This is a genomic window from Modestobacter roseus (assembly GCF_007994135.1).
In the GTDB taxonomy this organism is placed as follows: Bacteria; Actinomycetota; Actinomycetes; order Mycobacteriales; family Geodermatophilaceae; genus Modestobacter; species Modestobacter roseus.
Genome location: NZ_VLKF01000001.1, coordinates 2,169,405 through 2,184,240, shown reverse-complemented (window position 1 = coordinate 2,184,240; position 14,836 = coordinate 2,169,405). Strand labels below are relative to the sequence as shown.

The 14,836-nt window shown below is 76.0% G+C and carries 11 protein-coding genes; 4 read left to right on the top strand and 7 right to left on the bottom strand.

Going from position 1 to position 14,836, the window contains the following annotated elements; all coding sequences use genetic code 11:
- The first annotated feature begins 28 nt into the window (after window positions 1-28).
- Complete coding sequence (locus tag JD78_RS10365; protein WP_166521118.1) at window positions 29-622, top strand: HD domain-containing protein; 594 nt, start codon at window positions 29-31, stop codon at window positions 620-622.
- 86 nt (window positions 623-708) lie between these two features.
- Here JD78_RS10365 and JD78_RS10360 read toward each other — a convergent pair whose 3' ends face one another.
- The 5 genes from JD78_RS10360 to JD78_RS10340 all read right to left on the bottom strand — a co-directional run bounded on the left by JD78_RS10360 (window position 709) and on the right by JD78_RS10340 (window position 10,463).
- Window positions 709-6,735 carry a DUF3320 domain-containing protein gene (locus tag JD78_RS10360; protein WP_166521117.1) on the bottom strand — a complete coding sequence of 2,009 codons (6,027 nt, stop codon included), beginning with the start codon at window positions 6,733-6,735 and terminating at the stop codon, window positions 709-711.
- Between the two features lie 100 nt (window positions 6,736-6,835).
- Entirely contained in the window at window positions 6,836-7,075 is a 240-nt protein-coding gene (locus JD78_RS10355; RefSeq protein ID WP_153361845.1) for a hypothetical protein, read from the bottom strand.
- A gap of 171 nt (window positions 7,076-7,246) precedes the next feature.
- Complete coding sequence (locus JD78_RS10350) at window positions 7,247-7,897, bottom strand: hypothetical protein (protein WP_153361844.1); 651 nt, start codon at window positions 7,895-7,897, stop codon at window positions 7,247-7,249.
- 73 nt (window positions 7,898-7,970) lie between these two features.
- Complete coding sequence (locus JD78_RS10345; RefSeq protein WP_153361843.1) at window positions 7,971-8,813, bottom strand: DUF2382 domain-containing protein; 843 nt, start codon at window positions 8,811-8,813, stop codon at window positions 7,971-7,973.
- A gap of 237 nt (window positions 8,814-9,050) precedes the next feature.
- Window positions 9,051-10,463 carry a cation:dicarboxylate symporter family transporter gene (locus JD78_RS10340; protein WP_153361842.1) on the bottom strand — a complete coding sequence of 471 codons (1,413 nt, stop codon included), beginning with the start codon at window positions 10,461-10,463 and terminating at the stop codon, window positions 9,051-9,053.
- 150 nt (window positions 10,464-10,613) lie between these two features.
- Between JD78_RS10340 and JD78_RS10335 the strand changes: the two genes are divergently transcribed.
- Window positions 10,614-12,263, top strand: a complete 1,650-nt coding sequence (locus JD78_RS10335; RefSeq protein ID WP_208104070.1) for a sensor histidine kinase — start codon at window positions 10,614-10,616, stop codon at window positions 12,261-12,263.
- Complete coding sequence (locus JD78_RS10330) at window positions 12,260-12,928, top strand: response regulator (protein WP_153361841.1); 669 nt, start codon at window positions 12,260-12,262, stop codon at window positions 12,926-12,928. Before JD78_RS10335 ends, JD78_RS10330 begins: the two co-directional genes overlap by 4 nt.
- An 18-nt stretch (window positions 12,929-12,946) precedes the next feature.
- On the opposite strand, the gene JD78_RS10325 is transcribed toward JD78_RS10330, so the two are convergent.
- Window positions 12,947-13,735, bottom strand: a complete 789-nt coding sequence (locus JD78_RS10325; protein ID WP_153361840.1) for a TetR/AcrR family transcriptional regulator C-terminal domain-containing protein — start codon at window positions 13,733-13,735, stop codon at window positions 12,947-12,949.
- A 284-nt stretch (window positions 13,736-14,019) separates the two neighbouring features.
- Here JD78_RS10325 and JD78_RS10320 point away from each other — a divergent pair, with 284 nt between their 5' ends.
- Window positions 14,020-14,478 (top strand): hypothetical protein, encoded by a 459-nt coding sequence (locus JD78_RS10320; RefSeq protein WP_153361839.1) that lies wholly within the window; start codon window positions 14,020-14,022, stop codon window positions 14,476-14,478.
- Window positions 14,479-14,540: 62 nt separating this feature from the next.
- Here the strand turns inward: JD78_RS10320 and JD78_RS10315 are convergent, their stop codons facing one another.
- Window positions 14,541-14,828, bottom strand: coding sequence for a UBP-type zinc finger domain-containing protein (locus JD78_RS10315; protein ID WP_153361838.1), 288 nt, complete (start codon window positions 14,826-14,828; stop codon window positions 14,541-14,543).
- Between the last annotated feature and the right edge of the window lie 8 nt (window positions 14,829-14,836).

Sequence of the window (14,836 nt, the reverse complement as noted above, 5' to 3'; positions counted from 1 at the left end):
GGCACGGACGGCGGCGAGACTGCTGTCCGTGCCCCTCGTCGTCCTGGTACCCGACTCCGCCGTCGCCCGCGCCGCCCGTGCGGTGACCGCGGCGTTCTCCTCGCCTTCGCTGCTCGCCCACTGCGACCGCTCCTACCTCTGGGCCGCCGAGTACGGCCGGGCCCGCGGCATCGGCTTCGACGCCGAGCTGCTGTACGTCGCCGCGATGCTGCACGACCTCGGCCTGGTGCCGGTCTTCGACAGCGTCACCGAGCCGTTCGAGGAGGCCGGGGGCGCGGTTGCCTGGGCGTTCGCCGCCGGTGCGGGCTGGGACCCCGACCGGCGGCGCCGGGTCTCCGAGGTGATCGTCCGGCACATGTGGCCGGAGGTCGACGTCGACGCCGACCCCGAGGGTCACCTGCTGGAGCTGGCCACCGGACTGGACGTCTCCGGGCGCCGGCCCGAGGACTGGCCGGCCGACGTCCGTACCGAGGTGCTCGCCCGCCACCCCCGGCTCGGGCTGGCCGAGGAGTTCGTCGGCTGCTTCACCGCGCAGGCCCGCCGCAAGCCCGATTCCCTCGCCGGCCAGTTCGTGGCCGGCGGGTTCGCCGAGCGCGTGCGCGCCAACCCGCTGGACCGCTGACCCACCGTCCGCATCGAGGACACCCGCGGACGGTCGTGCGCTGCCCACCCCGGGTGGGCAGCGCACGACCGTCCAGGGGGAGTGGCTCAGGCGGTGACGGCCCCGTCGGCGGCGACCGTCAGGCGACCGGTCTCGACGGCCACCTGCAGCGCCGCCTCGAGCAGCGAGCGGACCGCCGGGGTGCGACGGCGGTGCCCGAAGACCTCCGCCGTCCGCGCCTGGAGATCGTCGGCGGTGAGGCTCCCGGCCGCCCGGGTGAGGGCGACCATCGCGTTGCCGATCTCCCGGGGGGCGATGTGCTCCAGCGGCCGCTCGGCGGCGGTCGCCTGCCGGCGGAACCAGGTCCACTCCGCCGGGTCGGTGCCCTTGGGCCACAGGTGCTCGCCCTGCAGCGCGCTGGGCGGCAGCAGGTCCAGCAGGGCGTCGCGGCGGGCCACGCCGACCCGGGTCAGGCCGAAGGCGCCCGCGGTCAGCCGGGCCAGCCGGTCCCGGTGGATCGGGCCCTCCGCCTTGATGCCGGCGTTGAGCAGCCGCCGCACCACCCGCGCGACCGCGGGGTCGCCCAGCTGGTCGAGCTGCGCCTTCTCCCCGGCCGGCCTGGGTGCCCAGGCGATGAAGGGCAGCTCCTCGTCCAGCGGCCCGGCCGGCTGCGCCGACCGGGCGCGCGGCGGGGTGACGGCAGCCGGCAGCTCGAGCTCGACCTCCGCCCCGGTCTTCGGAGCGACGGCGGTCTCGGCGGCCACGGGCGCCTCGGTGCGGACCTCGGCGTCGGCGGCCGGCTCCGCCGGGCGCGGCTCAGTCCGGCGGGTCACCGGGCGGATCGGGATGACGTCGGCCAGCGGGCTCTCGTCCTGGTCCGCGGCGGCTGCCTCGGGCTCGTCCTCGGCCGGCCCCGACTCGGCAGCCGAGGCCTCCAGGGCGACCGGGGCCTGAGGGGACGACTCGACCGCCGGGGGCTCCGCCGGGACGGGGCGGGGCAGGGGAGCGGCCTCCACGGCGGCGACCAGCCGGTCGACGACGGCGCCGGCGTCGGCCAGCCAGGTCGGCAGCCACACGCGCTCGACCGCGGGCCAGCCCAGCAGGCCGGAGAGCACCTCGACCGGCAGCCCGTCCCGGTCGCCGACCGTCCGCCGCCGCGCCCACGCCGGCCCGTCCAGCAGCACCGCGAGCACCGGTGCGTCCGGGGCCGCCGGCCGCGCGACGGTGAGGTCGACCCGGAAGTCCGAGAGCCCGACGTCGGTGCGGACCACCAGCCCCCGGGCCCGCAGGGCGGTGGCGACCTCGTCCCGGTGCCGGTCCGGTGCCCCCGCCGGGCGGGCGCCGCGCGGCAGCGCGTCGGTGCCCAGCGCGGCCAGGTCCAGGTACGCCCGCAGGTGCTGCACGCCCAGCGACGCGGTCTGCTCGGCGTGCAGCTGCTCCGGGGCGAAGGAGGTGAAGACGACGACCTGGCGGCGGGCGCGGGTGACGGCCACGTTGAGCCGCCGCTCGCCGCCGGCGCGGTTCAGCGGGCCGAAGTTCAGCGGCAGGTTCCCGCGCTCGTCGGGGCTGAAGCCGGTGGAGAAGAACACCACGTCCCGCTCGTCGCCCTGCACGTTCTCCAGGTTCTTCACGAACAGGCCCTCGCCGTCGGTGCGGTCGAGGGCGTCCACCACCCGCTGGTCGCCGCTGTCGCGCAGCTGGGCCTCGATCAGCGTGCGCTGCGGCGCGTTGAAGGTGACCACCCCGATCGAGGGCACCGCGGGTGCGGCCGCCGCGAACCGGCGCAGGACCTCGGCGACCACGGCCGCCGCCTCGACCGGGTTGGTGCGCAGCAGCTTCCCGCCGCCGGTGCGGTGGAAGGTGCCCTCGACCTGCACCAGCGAGACCCCGCGGCCCTCGGGCCCGGAGGACGCGCGCCCGTGCGCCGGGGCGGGGAAGGTGGCCAGCCGGTTGTCGTAGTACTGGGCGTTGCTGAAGGCGATCAGCGTCTCGTCCTGGCTGCGGTAGTGCCAGGACAGCCACTGCCGCGGCACCCGGGCCTGCACGCACTCCGAGAGGATCGACTCCTCGTCGGCGACGGTGTCCTCGGCCGGCTCGTCGTCGGCCGCCGAGGGCTCGCCGAACGTCGACGGCGGCAGCTGCCGGCTGTCCCCGACGACGACCGCGGCCCGGGCCCGGCCCAGCGCCCCGATCGCGTCGGCGACCCGGATCTGCGAGGCCTCGTCGAAGACCACGAGGTCGAACAGGTCGGCGTCGGCGGGGAAGAAGCGGGCCACCGAGTCCGGGCTGACCAGCACGCAGGGCAGCACCGAGGTGATGAGGTCGCCGTGGGTGGCCAGCAGGCCCCGCACGCCCAGCCCTCGGCGCTGTCCGGCCAGCTCACGCTGCAGCGCGCCCACCCGGCTGTCGCCGGTCGCCGGGTCGAACGGGCGGGCGGCCAGCACCCCGGCCGGCACCGCGCTGGTCAGGTGCGACCGGACGGCGCGGGACGCCGCCGCGAACCGGGTGATCGTCGCCTCGTGCCGGCCGGCGTCGAAGGCGCTCAGCCCGGTGGCCGCCCGGCGCTCGGCCAGCGAGGCCTCGGCCAGGCCGCGGTCGAAGGCACGCACCGCGTCCTCGGCCGGCAGCTCACCGTGCACCAGCAGCCGGCGGGCCTCGGTGAGCCCGGACAGCCGCAGCGGCTCGAGGGTGTCCAGCAGGCTCACCCAGCGCCGCAGCGACATCGGGTGCACGTACTCCACGCCACGCTCGGGGCGGGTCATCGTCCAGTGCAGCACCAGCCCCTGCTCGCCGCTCCACGCCGCCAGCTGCGCCGAGCTGCTGGCGCACGCGTCCAGCAGTGCGGTGACCGCGTCGCGCAGCCGGACGACCAGGCCCGCCGCCGCGGGGTCGGAGGCGGGTGCGGCGACGAGCAGCCGGCGCACCGCGCCGGCCAGCCCCACCGACCCGTCGGCGGTGGCCGACGCCCGGCGCAGCCAGCGGGCCTCCGCCGCGAGCAGCGTGCGCCCGGCGTCGGTGAACGGGTTCCAGCCGGCGGGCACCTGCAGCCCGGGCACGGCGGTGGCCCGGGCGGCCAGGGCCTGGACCGCCGACTGCGCGCCGCGCAGCGTGGCGGTCAGCTCCGGCACGTCCTTGGTGCGCAGGGTCGCTCCGTCGACCAGCACCCCGGCGAACCGGGTGCGCACCTCGGCGAGCTTGCCGCGCCGGCTCAGCAGGGACCCGGCGGCGGCCTCCTGCGCCTGCACGAACAACTCGCCCAGTGGCAGGCCCAGCGCCTCGGGGGTGACGACGGCGAAGGCGGGGGAGCCGGCCTCGGCCAGCGCCTCCACGTCGGCGAGCAGGTCGTCGACCGCGGCCGCCCAGCGGGCGGTGCGCACCTGGTCGAGCACGTCCAGACCCAGCGGCGGCCCGGCCAGCAGGTGCGCCAGGTCGTCGAGGTCCTCGGGGGTGCGGACCGCCCGCAGCACGGCCGCCAGGGCGTCGGAGCCGGGCAGGTCGCGGATGGCGGTGTCGACGGCGACGGCGGCCCGCTGGACCACCTCGATGTCGATGTCCACCGTGTCCAGGAAGGCCCACGCGTGACCGGCGGAGGGGCGGGCCAGGTCGGCGATGTCCGGCAGCAGCGCCAGTGCCCGGCGCACCGCGGTGACCGTCCCGGCGTCGGCCTGCCCCGCGAAGGCCGGGGGCACCGGCAGCGGCGGGACCGTGTCGCCGGCAGCCAGCACCGCGGTGTGCGCGGAGTGGTACGAGAGCCCGGCGGGGTTGGCGGCGTGCAGGCGCTGGGCGTAGCGGTCCAGGCTCCGGCGGGCCGAGCGGAGGTCCTCCGCGTCGGTGGCCAGGCCCTGCTCGTCGACCTCGACCGCGTGGTCCAGCGCGGCCCGGATCTGCGCCCGGACGACCGCCGGCCGGCTGCCCTTGTCGTGCAGGTCCAGCGCGAACGGCCCCATGCCGACGGCGTCCAGCCGCCGGGCCACCACGTCGAGCGCCGCGCGCTTCTCGGCGACGAACAGCACCCGCTTGCCCTCGGCGACCGCCCGGGTGAGCAGGTTGGTGATCGTCTGGGACTTGCCGGTGCCGGGTGGGCCCTCCAGCACGAAGGTGCGCCCGGCGACCGCCTCGGCGACCGCGCGCAGCTGCGAGGCGTCGGCGGGCACCGGGCAGCCGGCAGCCAGCTCGTCCAGGTCGACCGTGCCGGCGGTGTCCGGTACCGGGTCGGTGAACGGGGCGTTCGGGTCGTCGATCAGGTGGGCGACCAGCGGGTTGCGGGCGAAGTCGGCCCAGTGCCGGTCGAGGTCGGACCAGAGCCGGTACTTGGCGAACTGCAGGACGGCGAGGTCGGCCGTCGGCTCGACCTGCCACGGCAGGCCGCGTTCGGCCAGCGCCTCGCGCACCGTCTGCAGCGCGGTGCCCAGCCGCACGCCGTCGGCCAGGCCGGGGAAGGTCAGCCCGTGCAGCCGGCGCAGCTTCTCCAGCAGGCACCAGTTCACGGTGGCGACGCCGGCCTCGTCGGCGGTCAGCCGGTAGCCGCCGGTCCGGGAGGCCGGGGCCAGCAGCACCGGGAGCAGCACCAGCGGGGAGCGGAGCGGGCGGCCCTCGGCCTCCCAGACCAGGCTCCCCAGCGCCAGGTAGAGGTTGTTCGCACCGGTCTCCTCGACCACGGTGCGGGCCCGGTGGGTGAGGCTGCGCAGCCGGGCGAGGTACCCGGCCTGCGGCACGTCGGTGTGCACGGCGCGGCGCTCGGCGAGGGCTTCGGTGAGCAGCTCGCCGGGCAGCTCGCGCGCCGAGCGCACCCCGCGCTCGCGCTGCACGCCGGAGAGCGCGTCACCGGGCAGCAGGGTGAGCGTGACGCCGCTGGTGAGCAGCTCCTCGAGCAGGGGCAGTGCGTCGTGCGGCACGGCCAGCGGCACGCCGGCGCGCTCGCCGTAGGAGATGAGGCGGTTGCGCGGGCTCAGGTCCAGCAGGGCGTTCTGCCACTGCCGCACGCGAGCGGGCACCTCGGGGCGGCCGTCGGGTGCCGCCGGCGCCTCGGCGTCGGCGGCACCGGCGGGCAGGGGAGCCGGCCGGTCCTCCGGCACGACCTCGCCGGCGGTGTGCACCGGCAGCGCGCGCACGCCCTCGCGGCGGGCGCGGACCACGTCGGTCACCCCCAGCAGCCGGCCCAGGTCGCCGGTGAGCCAGGCGGCGTGGGCCGGGCGGTGCAGGTCGGCGACGTTCTGCCCGCCGGCGGCCAGCAGCGTCGTCTCCACCAGCCGGATCACGCCGAGGTCGACCAGGTCGACCAGGGCGGCCACGTCGGTGGTGGCCGCGGTCTCGGTGCTGCGCTCCTCGCGCCAGTAGCCGCAGAAGGCGTGCCCGTCGGCGACCCAGACCAGCGGCCGGATGCCGGCCCGCTCGCAGGCCGCGGCCAGGGTGAGCGTGGTGTCCAGACTGGTGCCGACGTCGCCAGCGAGCACCTCCTCGGGGGTGCGCACGACCTGACCGACGTCGGTCCAGCTCACCGGCGGCAGGGTGGGCCGCACGCTGCGCCGGCGCATCGCCCACACGAGCGCGTCGACCACCTCGTCGACCCGCTCCGGGCCCTCGTCGTAGCCGGACAGCGCCCGGCTCCCGGTGCCCTCCTCCAGCAGGTCGCAGGCGTCGTCCAGCAGCCGGCCGATCGCCGGGTCGTGCGGGAGCACGTGCGCGGCCAGCAGCTCCAGCGCCAGCGGCAGGGGAGTGGCCAGCCACTGGCCCGGGGCGAGCACGTGCACCGGCAGGCGGCGGGAGGCCAGGGTGCGGCGCTCGGCGGTCAGCTCGACGCGGACCCAGCCCGAGCGGCGCGCGGGCACCTGCAGCAGCGCCCCGGCGTCCAGGGTGAGCCCCAGGTCGCCGACGACGGTGGTGCGGCCCGCCTCCAGGTCGACCAGCCGCTCCACCGGTGGGCCGACCGGGCCGCCGTCGTCGGCCACCGACAACCGGACGGTGGCGCCGCGCACGGTGGTGGCGCTGTGCACCGCCAGCCGGGAGACGACCGGGACGCCGTTGTGCGCCAGCGCCTGGCTGAGCACCGGGGTCGCGGTCAGCTCGAGGGAGGCCTCGGCGGGCGGCCGGACGGGCCCCTCGGCCTCGTCCTGCAGGTCGGCGACGTTCCCCATGGGTTCTGTCTACCGGTTCGGACGGACCGGTCCGGCGCACCCGGCCGACAGGTGGTGCGGGTGTGACGACAGGTGTCCGGTGGGGCCGGTGGCACCGCCCTCAGAGCAGGGCGAGCTGGCTGCAGGTGGGGCAGAGCGAGTCGCACACGTCGGGCTGCGGCGGCCACGGGACCTGCTCGTCCCGGGCGACGTAGAGGCCGCACAACGCCGTCCGTCCGCGAGCGCCGCTGAGTCCCAGCGTCGCGTGGGCGGGGCCGATGAGCCGGGCCTGCTGGCCGGCCGGGTCCGACATGGACCCGACCATCATCACGGCGCGCGCCGTGCGGTAGGTGAATCCCATGCCCCCACGATGTGAGGTGTCGACGGCGTTCGCCGGGCAACACGCCAGACCCTGCCCGGTCGGCGCCCCAGGCGCCGCACACGTCACAGGGGACTGCCCACCGGGTGGTCCCCGGTGGGCAGTCCCTGTGGTCGTGCGCGCACCTGTGGTCGTGCGGTGCGCCGGTGTCGATCAGGCGGTGAAGCCGGCCCGGTCGATCTTGCGGTGGAAGCGCTCGCCCAGCGTGCCGCCGACGATCGCGCCGACCAGCGTGACCACCAGGACGGCGACCAGGGCGATGATCCCGGCGGTGGTGGCGGTGCCCTCGTCGATCGGGATGCGCGGCAGGTTCAGCTGGGACAGCACGTTGTACTGCGACCCGAACACGACGCCGAGGATCGCGAGGACGACCACGACGAGCAGGCCGACGACCCAGACGGCGATGCCCTGGCGGACGCCGTCGAAGCGGGCCATCCGGCCGGCGACGTACCCCCCGGCCAGGTAGGCCAGGAACAGCACGACGAGCAGCGCGATGCCGCCGCCGATGCCGACGGTGCCGGCCTGGTCGGTGACCTGCCCGGCGTCCAGGTCCTCGGTCAGCCCGATGGCCACCCCCGCGGCGGACACCGCGGCGATGAGCAGGACGGCGAGGCCGTTGGCGGAGAGCCAGCCGAAGAAGGCCGCGCCCCACTTGATCCCGCCGAAGCGGGCGTGCTGGGCGTCGACCGCGTCGTGGGCGGTGCCCCTCGTGGCGCGAGCGCCGGTGGCGGAGTTGTTGCGGAACTCCGTGTCCCGGGCGCTGGTCGCGGCGCCGGTGGGATCGGGGGAGGAGCTGGTGGCCATCGGGGTCTCCGGGGTCTGGGATGGGGTCGTGCGGGGCCGGCCGGCGGGTGCGGGCACCCGCCGGCCGGGCGGATCAGCGGGTGGTGTCGTCGAAGCCCGCGGTGCGGCCCTCGGTGCGGCCCTCGGTGCGGGCCTCGGTGCGGCCGTCGGTGTCGGCGTCGATCTGCTCCTTGCGCACGGAGTCGCTGACCGTCTCCTCGCCGGTGACCGTCTCGGTGTCGAGCCGGACGCGCTCGACCGGCACCGTCTCCTTGGCGACCACGGGGCGCTCGGCGTGCAGCACGACCTCGTGCTCCTCCTCGGAGATCCCCGGGCCGGCGAGTGCGGCCTCGCGGTTGGCGTCGGTGATCGGCTCACGCTCGAGCCGGACCTCCTCGTGGGACACCGGGACCGTGGTGGTGACGTTCTCGGTGACGACGAACTTGCGCAGCCGGGCCTTGCCGGTCTCGACCTGCTGGGTGCCGACCCGCAGCTGCTCCTCCGAGCGCGTCATGGCGTCGTCGGTGGTGGGGCCGGAGGTGTCGTGGCCGGTCGTGCCGTGCCGGTTGGTGTCGGTGACACCCTCGGTGCGGTCGGTGGTGCGGTCCACCGTCCCGGTGCCCGTGGCGACGCCGTAGTAGCGGTAGAGCTCGGCCTCCTCCTCGGGGCTCAGGTGGCCGGCGTCGGCGTCCATCCGGGGCGCGTCCTTGACCTTGGCCTTCTGGTAGGGCACGCGGAGGGCTCCGTCGGCGAGCTGGGCGTCGGCCAGCGGGACGAAGGTCTCCGACGTGCCGAACATGCCGGTGCTGACGGTGGCCCACTCGGGGCGGCCGGTCTGGTCGTCCAGGTAGACCTGGCCGACCTTGCCGAGCTTGTCGCCGTCGGCGTCCACGGCGTTGGTGCCGATGACGGTGTGGATGTCCTGCTCGGTGATCACGGATGTCTCCTCGTGCGTCGGGTGCAGATGTGGCCCGGGCGGCGGCGCGCGGTGCGCGCCGGCCGGCCTGGCGGAGCACTGGTAGCCCGTCCGTTTACGCTGTAAACAACATGGTGTGTCGCACACCGCACCGCCGCCGGGCGGTCACACCCCGGGGTCGTCCGGAACGCGCAGCGGCGCCGTCCCGGAGGTCCGGGACGGCGCCGCTGGATGCCCTCGCGGGGCGGGTCGCGCAGCTCAGTGCGGGAGCGCGGCCTCGCGCTGGGCGCGGCCGGCGTCGGCCTGGCCGGGGCCGGCGTTGGTCGCCGAGGCGGGCTCCTCGTCGTCGTGCGGGTCGAGCATGGTCGCCTCGTCGAAGGGGCGCTGCCCGGCCAGCACCGCGTCGAGCTGCTCGCGGTCCAGCTCCCGGGTCCAGGTGGCGACGAGGACGGCGGCGACCGCGTTGCCGGCGAAGTTCGTCAGCGCGCGGGCCTCGGACATGAACCGGTCGATGCCGACGATGAACCCGACGCCGTCCAGCAGCTCGGGCTTGTGTGCCGCCAGCCCACCGGCCAGCGTGGCCAGGCCCGCGCCGGTGACCCCGGCCGCGCCCTTCGAGGCGACGATCATGAAGACCAGCAGGCCGATCTGCTCGCCCACCGACAGCGGGTCGCCCAGCGCCTCGGCGATGAACAGCGAGGCCATGGTCAGGTAGATCGCCGTGCCGTCGAGGTTGAAGGAGTACCCGGTCGGCACCACGATGCCGGCCACCGGCTTGCTCACCCCGGCGTGCTCCATCTTCGCGATCAGCCGCGGCAGCGCCGTCTCCGAGGAGGAGGTGGAGACGATGAGCAGGAACTCCCGGCCCAGGTAGCGCAGCAGCGCGAACAGGTTGACCCCGGCGACCACCCGCAGCAGCGACCCGAGCACGACCACCACGAAGAGCAGGCAGGTGGCGTAGAAGCCGAGCATGATCACCGCGAGGCTCTTCAGCGCGTCGATGCCGGTCTCCCCGACCACCGCCGCGATCGCCCCGAAGGCGCCGATCGGCGCCACCCACATGATCATCGCGAGCACCCGGAAGACCAGCTTCTGGAAGTGCCCGATGCCGCGCAGGATCGGCTCGCCGGAGCGGCCCATCGCCTGGATGGCGAACCCGACCAGCAGCGCCACCAGCAGCGCCTGCAGCACCGAGCCGTCGGTGAGCGCGGAGACCAGCGTCTCGGGGATCAGGCCGAGCAGGAAGTCGGTGGTGCCGCCGCTCTCCTCCGCCGTCTCGGCCAGGTCGGCGCCGGCGCCGCGCAGGTCCGCGCTGAGCTGCAGGCCGTTGCCCGGGTGCAGCACGTTGCCCACCAGCAGGCCGATGGCCAGCGCCACGGTGGACATCAGCAGGAAGTAGCCGAGGGCCAGCCCGCCGACCCGGCCGACCTTCGCCGCCTGCCGGATCGAGCCGATGCCGAGCACGATGGTGCAGAAGATGACCGGGGCGATGAGCATCCGGATCAGCCCGACGAACGCCGTGCCCAGCCACTTGAGGCTGGTCGCGAACTCGGGGAAGGCGAAGCCGACGGCGATGCCGAGGACGACCGCGGCGATCACCGCGAGGTAGAGCCAGTGCGTGCGGTCGCGCCGCTTCGCCGGCGGCGGCTGGGTGTCGGTGCTGGAGGCCATGACTGCTCCTGTGGAGTCGGCCGGGAGGAGCCGCGCAGGCTCCCGGGATGGTCGCCCCGCACCCTGCGGCACCCCGTGACCCGGGTCACGCATTCGGTCATTTCGTTCACCGGTCGCCGCGCGACCCCGGCGGGTGAGCACACTGCAGCGGTGCCCACCCGGAAGCCGAGCCGACGCCGGCGGGAGCCCGGCCTCGCCCGCCGGCTGCTGCTGCTGCAGGCGCTGGTCGTCGCGGTCGTCGTGCTGACCTCGGCGGTGGTCGCGTGGCTCGATGCCCGCGAGTCGGTGGTGGAGGAGGCGGAGGCGCGGACCACGGCGGTCGTGGAGACCCTCAGCTCGTCGCCGTCGGTGCTCGACGCCGTGCTCGGCCCGGACCCGACCGCCCGGCTGCAGCCCTACGTCGAGCGGGTGCGCACCGAGGCAGGCGTCGGGTTCATCACCGTGTTCGCGCCCGACCGCACCCGGTTCACCCACCCCGACCCCGGCCAGATCGGCCGGCCGTTCCTCGGCACGATCGCGCCGGCCCTGGCCGGGGACACCTTCACCGAGACCTACACCGGCACGCTGGGCCCGTCGGTGCGGGCCACCGGCCCGGTGCGCGACGCGGACGGCGAGGTGGTCGCGCTGGTCTCCGCGGGCATCACGGTCGACCGGATCGGCGCGGACCTGACCACCGCCCTCCCGGGGATCATCGGGACGGCGGCCGCGGCGCTCGCCGTCGGCGCCGCCGGCAGCTGGGCGCTGAGCCGGCGGCTGCGGCGGCAGACCCACGACCTCTCCGCCCGCGAGCTCGGCCGCGCGCTGGAATACCACGAGGCGGTGCTGCACGCGGTGCGCGAGGGGCTGGTCCTCGTCGGCGGCGACCGGCGGGTCCAGCTGGTCAACGACGAGGCGCGCCGGCTGCTCCAGCTCGACGGCGACCCCACCGGGCGGCGGGTCGAGGAGCTCGGGCTGCCCGATGAGCTCACCGAGCTGCTGGCCGGGCAGCGGCCCGCGGTCGACGAGGTGCACGTGACCGGCAGCCGGGTGCTGGTGGTCAACCAGACCGAGGCGCGGGACCCCGGCCGGTCGGCCCGGGTGGTGGTGACCCTGCGGGACCACACCGAGCTGCAGGCGCTCACCGGCGAGCTGGACAGCGTCCGCGCGTTCGCCGAGTCGCTGCGCGCCCAGGCCCACGAGGCGGCCAACCGGCTGCACACCACCGTCTCCCTGGTCGAGCTGGGCCGCGCGGAGGAGGCCGTGCGGTTCGCCGTCGCCGAGCTGGCCACCGCGCAGGAGCTCACCGACCGGGTGGTCGCCGCCGTCGACGAGCCGGTGCTCGCCGCCCTGCTGCTGGGCAAGGCCGCCGCCGCCCACGAACGGGGGGTGCTGCTGGAGATCGACCCGGCCACCGCGGTGACCGCCACCGGGCTGCCCGCCGGGGACCTGGTGACGATCGTGGGGAACCTGGTCGACAACGGCATCGAGGCGGCGCTGGCCGGCGACCCGCCGCGGGAGGTGCAGGTGGCGGTGTGGACCGCCGCGGAGCGGCTGGAGATCCGGGTCGAGGACACCGGCCCCGGGGTGCCCGCCGCGCACCTGGCCGACGTCTTCCGGCGCGGCTGGACGACGAAGGGGCCCGACGGCGGGACCGCGGACGCGGGGCCGGCCGGACCGGGCCGCGGACTGGGCCTGGCCCTGGTCGACGCGGCGGTCCACCGGCTCGGGGGCACGCTGACCTGCCGGCCGGGCCCCGGCGCGCGGTTCGAGGTCTCCCTGCCGCTGCGCACCGGTGCGGTCGTGGGTGGGGTGCCGTCGTGATCCAGGTGCTGGTGGTGGAGGACGAGCCGGTGGCCGCCGAGGCGCACCGCGCCTACGTCGACCGCACGCCCGGCTTCACCACCGCGGCGGTCGCCGGCACCGGGGCGGTGGCGCTGGACGCGCTCGCCCGGGTGCGGGTCGACCTGGTGCTGCTGGACATGAACCTGCCCGACACCACCGGCCTGGAGCTGTGCCGGCGGATCCGCGGCGCCGGGGCCGAGGTCGACGTCCTCGCCGTGACCTCGGCCCGGGAACTCGCCACGGTGCGGGCGGCGGCGGCCCAGGGTGTCGTCGGCTACCTGCTCAAGCCGTTCACCTACCCGGCGCTGCGCGACCGCCTCACCACGTACGCCGGGTACCGGGAGCGGCTGCGGGGCGGGGGAGAGGTGGCCGGGCAGGACGATGTCGACCGGGCCCTCGGCGCGGTCCGCGCGCCGCTGCCCGGCGCGCTGCCCAAGGGCATGGGCCGGGAGACGCTGGACCGGGTGGTCGCCGCGCTGCGCGCCGGGGACGGCCTCTCGGCCACCGAGCTGGCCGCCCGGGTGGGCGTCTCCCGGATCACCGCCCGCCGCTACCTGGAGTACCTCGCCGACAGCGGGGTGGCCGACCGGGGGCCGCGCTACGGCGGCGCGGGGCGGCCGGAGCACGAGTACCGCTGGCGGTGACCGGCCCCGGCCGGCGGGTCAGAGGTCCAGCACCGAGCCGTCGTCGGAGTTCTTCGCCTCGTGCAGCACCCGCTCCAGCCGGTCGAGCAGGTTCTCCAGCGCGTCCTCGAACTCCGCGGCCGACTTGTCCTGGCTCAGCAGCGGCTCGGTGCGCATCAGCGCCGGGTAGTCGGTCAGGTCGGTGGCCCGCTGGGCCTCCGCATCGCCCTCGGGCTGGTCGAGCAGGCTGACCTGGGCGCCGATCTGGGTGACCTCCAGCAGCAGGTGCCCGAGCAGGAAGCTGGAGTAGGCCCGGTAGGCGGCGACGGCGGCCTGGTCGGAGAAGCCGCTGTCGCACAGCGTGCGGAGGAAGGACTCGACCATCCGCAGGCTGCGCAGCGGCGGGCGCACCCAGGGGGCGGCCGGCGGGCGGCTGGCCACCAGCGGGAAGACCGCCGGGTGGGCCAGCGCGATCCGGCGCACGCCGTGGGCCAGCCGCATCAGGTGGTCCTGCCAGCCGATGGCGTGCTCCAGGTGCACGTCGTCGTCGTCGAACAGGCTCTCCACCACGGTGTCCACGACGCCGTCGAGCAGGTCCTCCCGCCCGGGGACGTAGCGGTAGAGGGCCATCGCCTCCACGCCCAGCGCCGCGCCCAGCCGGCGCATGGTCAGCGCGGCCAGGCCGTGCTCGTCGATGAAGCCGATCGCCGCCTGCAGGATGCGGTCCCGGTCCAGCCCCGATGGGCGGGTCAGCTCGGTCGCCGCCTCGGTGCCCTCCGTGACCGCCACCAGATCGGGGTCGCGTTCGTCGTCGCTCGTCTTCTCCACCGCTGTCCGTCTCCTCGACTCGCCCCCGGGGCCAGTGTCCCCTGTCGCTCGAGGTCGCCGGTCACGTCCCCGACCGGGTACTCCGCCCGGGGGAGTCGATGTGCACGGCGGCCGACGGCCTGGGCGGCCGCCGGCGTGACCGACGGACCCGGGTCCGCGCGCGCCCGTCGGGGCACGCGCCGGGCGTCCACGGTTGGTCACCCACCGGCGCGACCGACCGGTTGCGATCCGGTGTCGCGTGGATCACGGTTACGTGACGGGTCGGTCGGGAAACACAGTGCCTCATGACCACACCGCCTGAGGTCGCCATCACCCCCGAGGTGCTGGAGAGCGAATTGTCGCTCATGACCGCCGTGACCCGGCTGGACTTCCTGAGCCGCCGGGACAACGTCGCCATCGACGCGCCGACCGACAACGCCGACACCGACGACGACTGGCTGTCCCTGAAGGACGTCGGCACCTCGCTCGACGTGGAGGAGGCCCTGGAGCTGCTGGCCCTGGGTGAGGTCGTGGCCCGCAAGGCGCACGACAGCCGGCACCTGGGCATCCGCGCCGCCCTGCGCGGAGGTGCCGACTGGGTGCAGGTCGCCCGGGCGCTGGGCGTCTCCCCGCGGGACGCGTGGGAGGACCACACCACCTGGCTCGACGGTCAGGAGCAGGCCCGCAGGGGCGGCGACGCCGACGCCCTGGACGCCGCGGCGGTGACCGCGGCGCGTGAGTGGGCCGGCTCCCGCCCCGCCTAGGTCCACCGCTTCCGGCGCCCGGTCCCCCGAGGGGGCCGGGCGCCGTCGCACGTCCCGCCGGGTCAGCGCGGCAGCAGCACCGCGGAGTCGGCGTAGCACCAGGCCCAGTGCTCGGACCGCTCGGCGGAGGCGACCACCGGGTGGGCCGTGGCGGTGAAGTGCGCCGTCGCGTGCCGGTGCGGCGAGGAGTCGCAGCACCCCACGTGGTCACAGCTCAGGCACCGCCGCAGGTGCACCCACGTGCCGCCGATCGCCAGGCAGTCCGGGCACGCCGACGCCGGCCCCGGCGGCTCGGGCAGCCCGTCGGTGTGCTCGCAGGCGCCGCCGTCCTGCACCTCCCAGGTGGTCATCGCAGCCT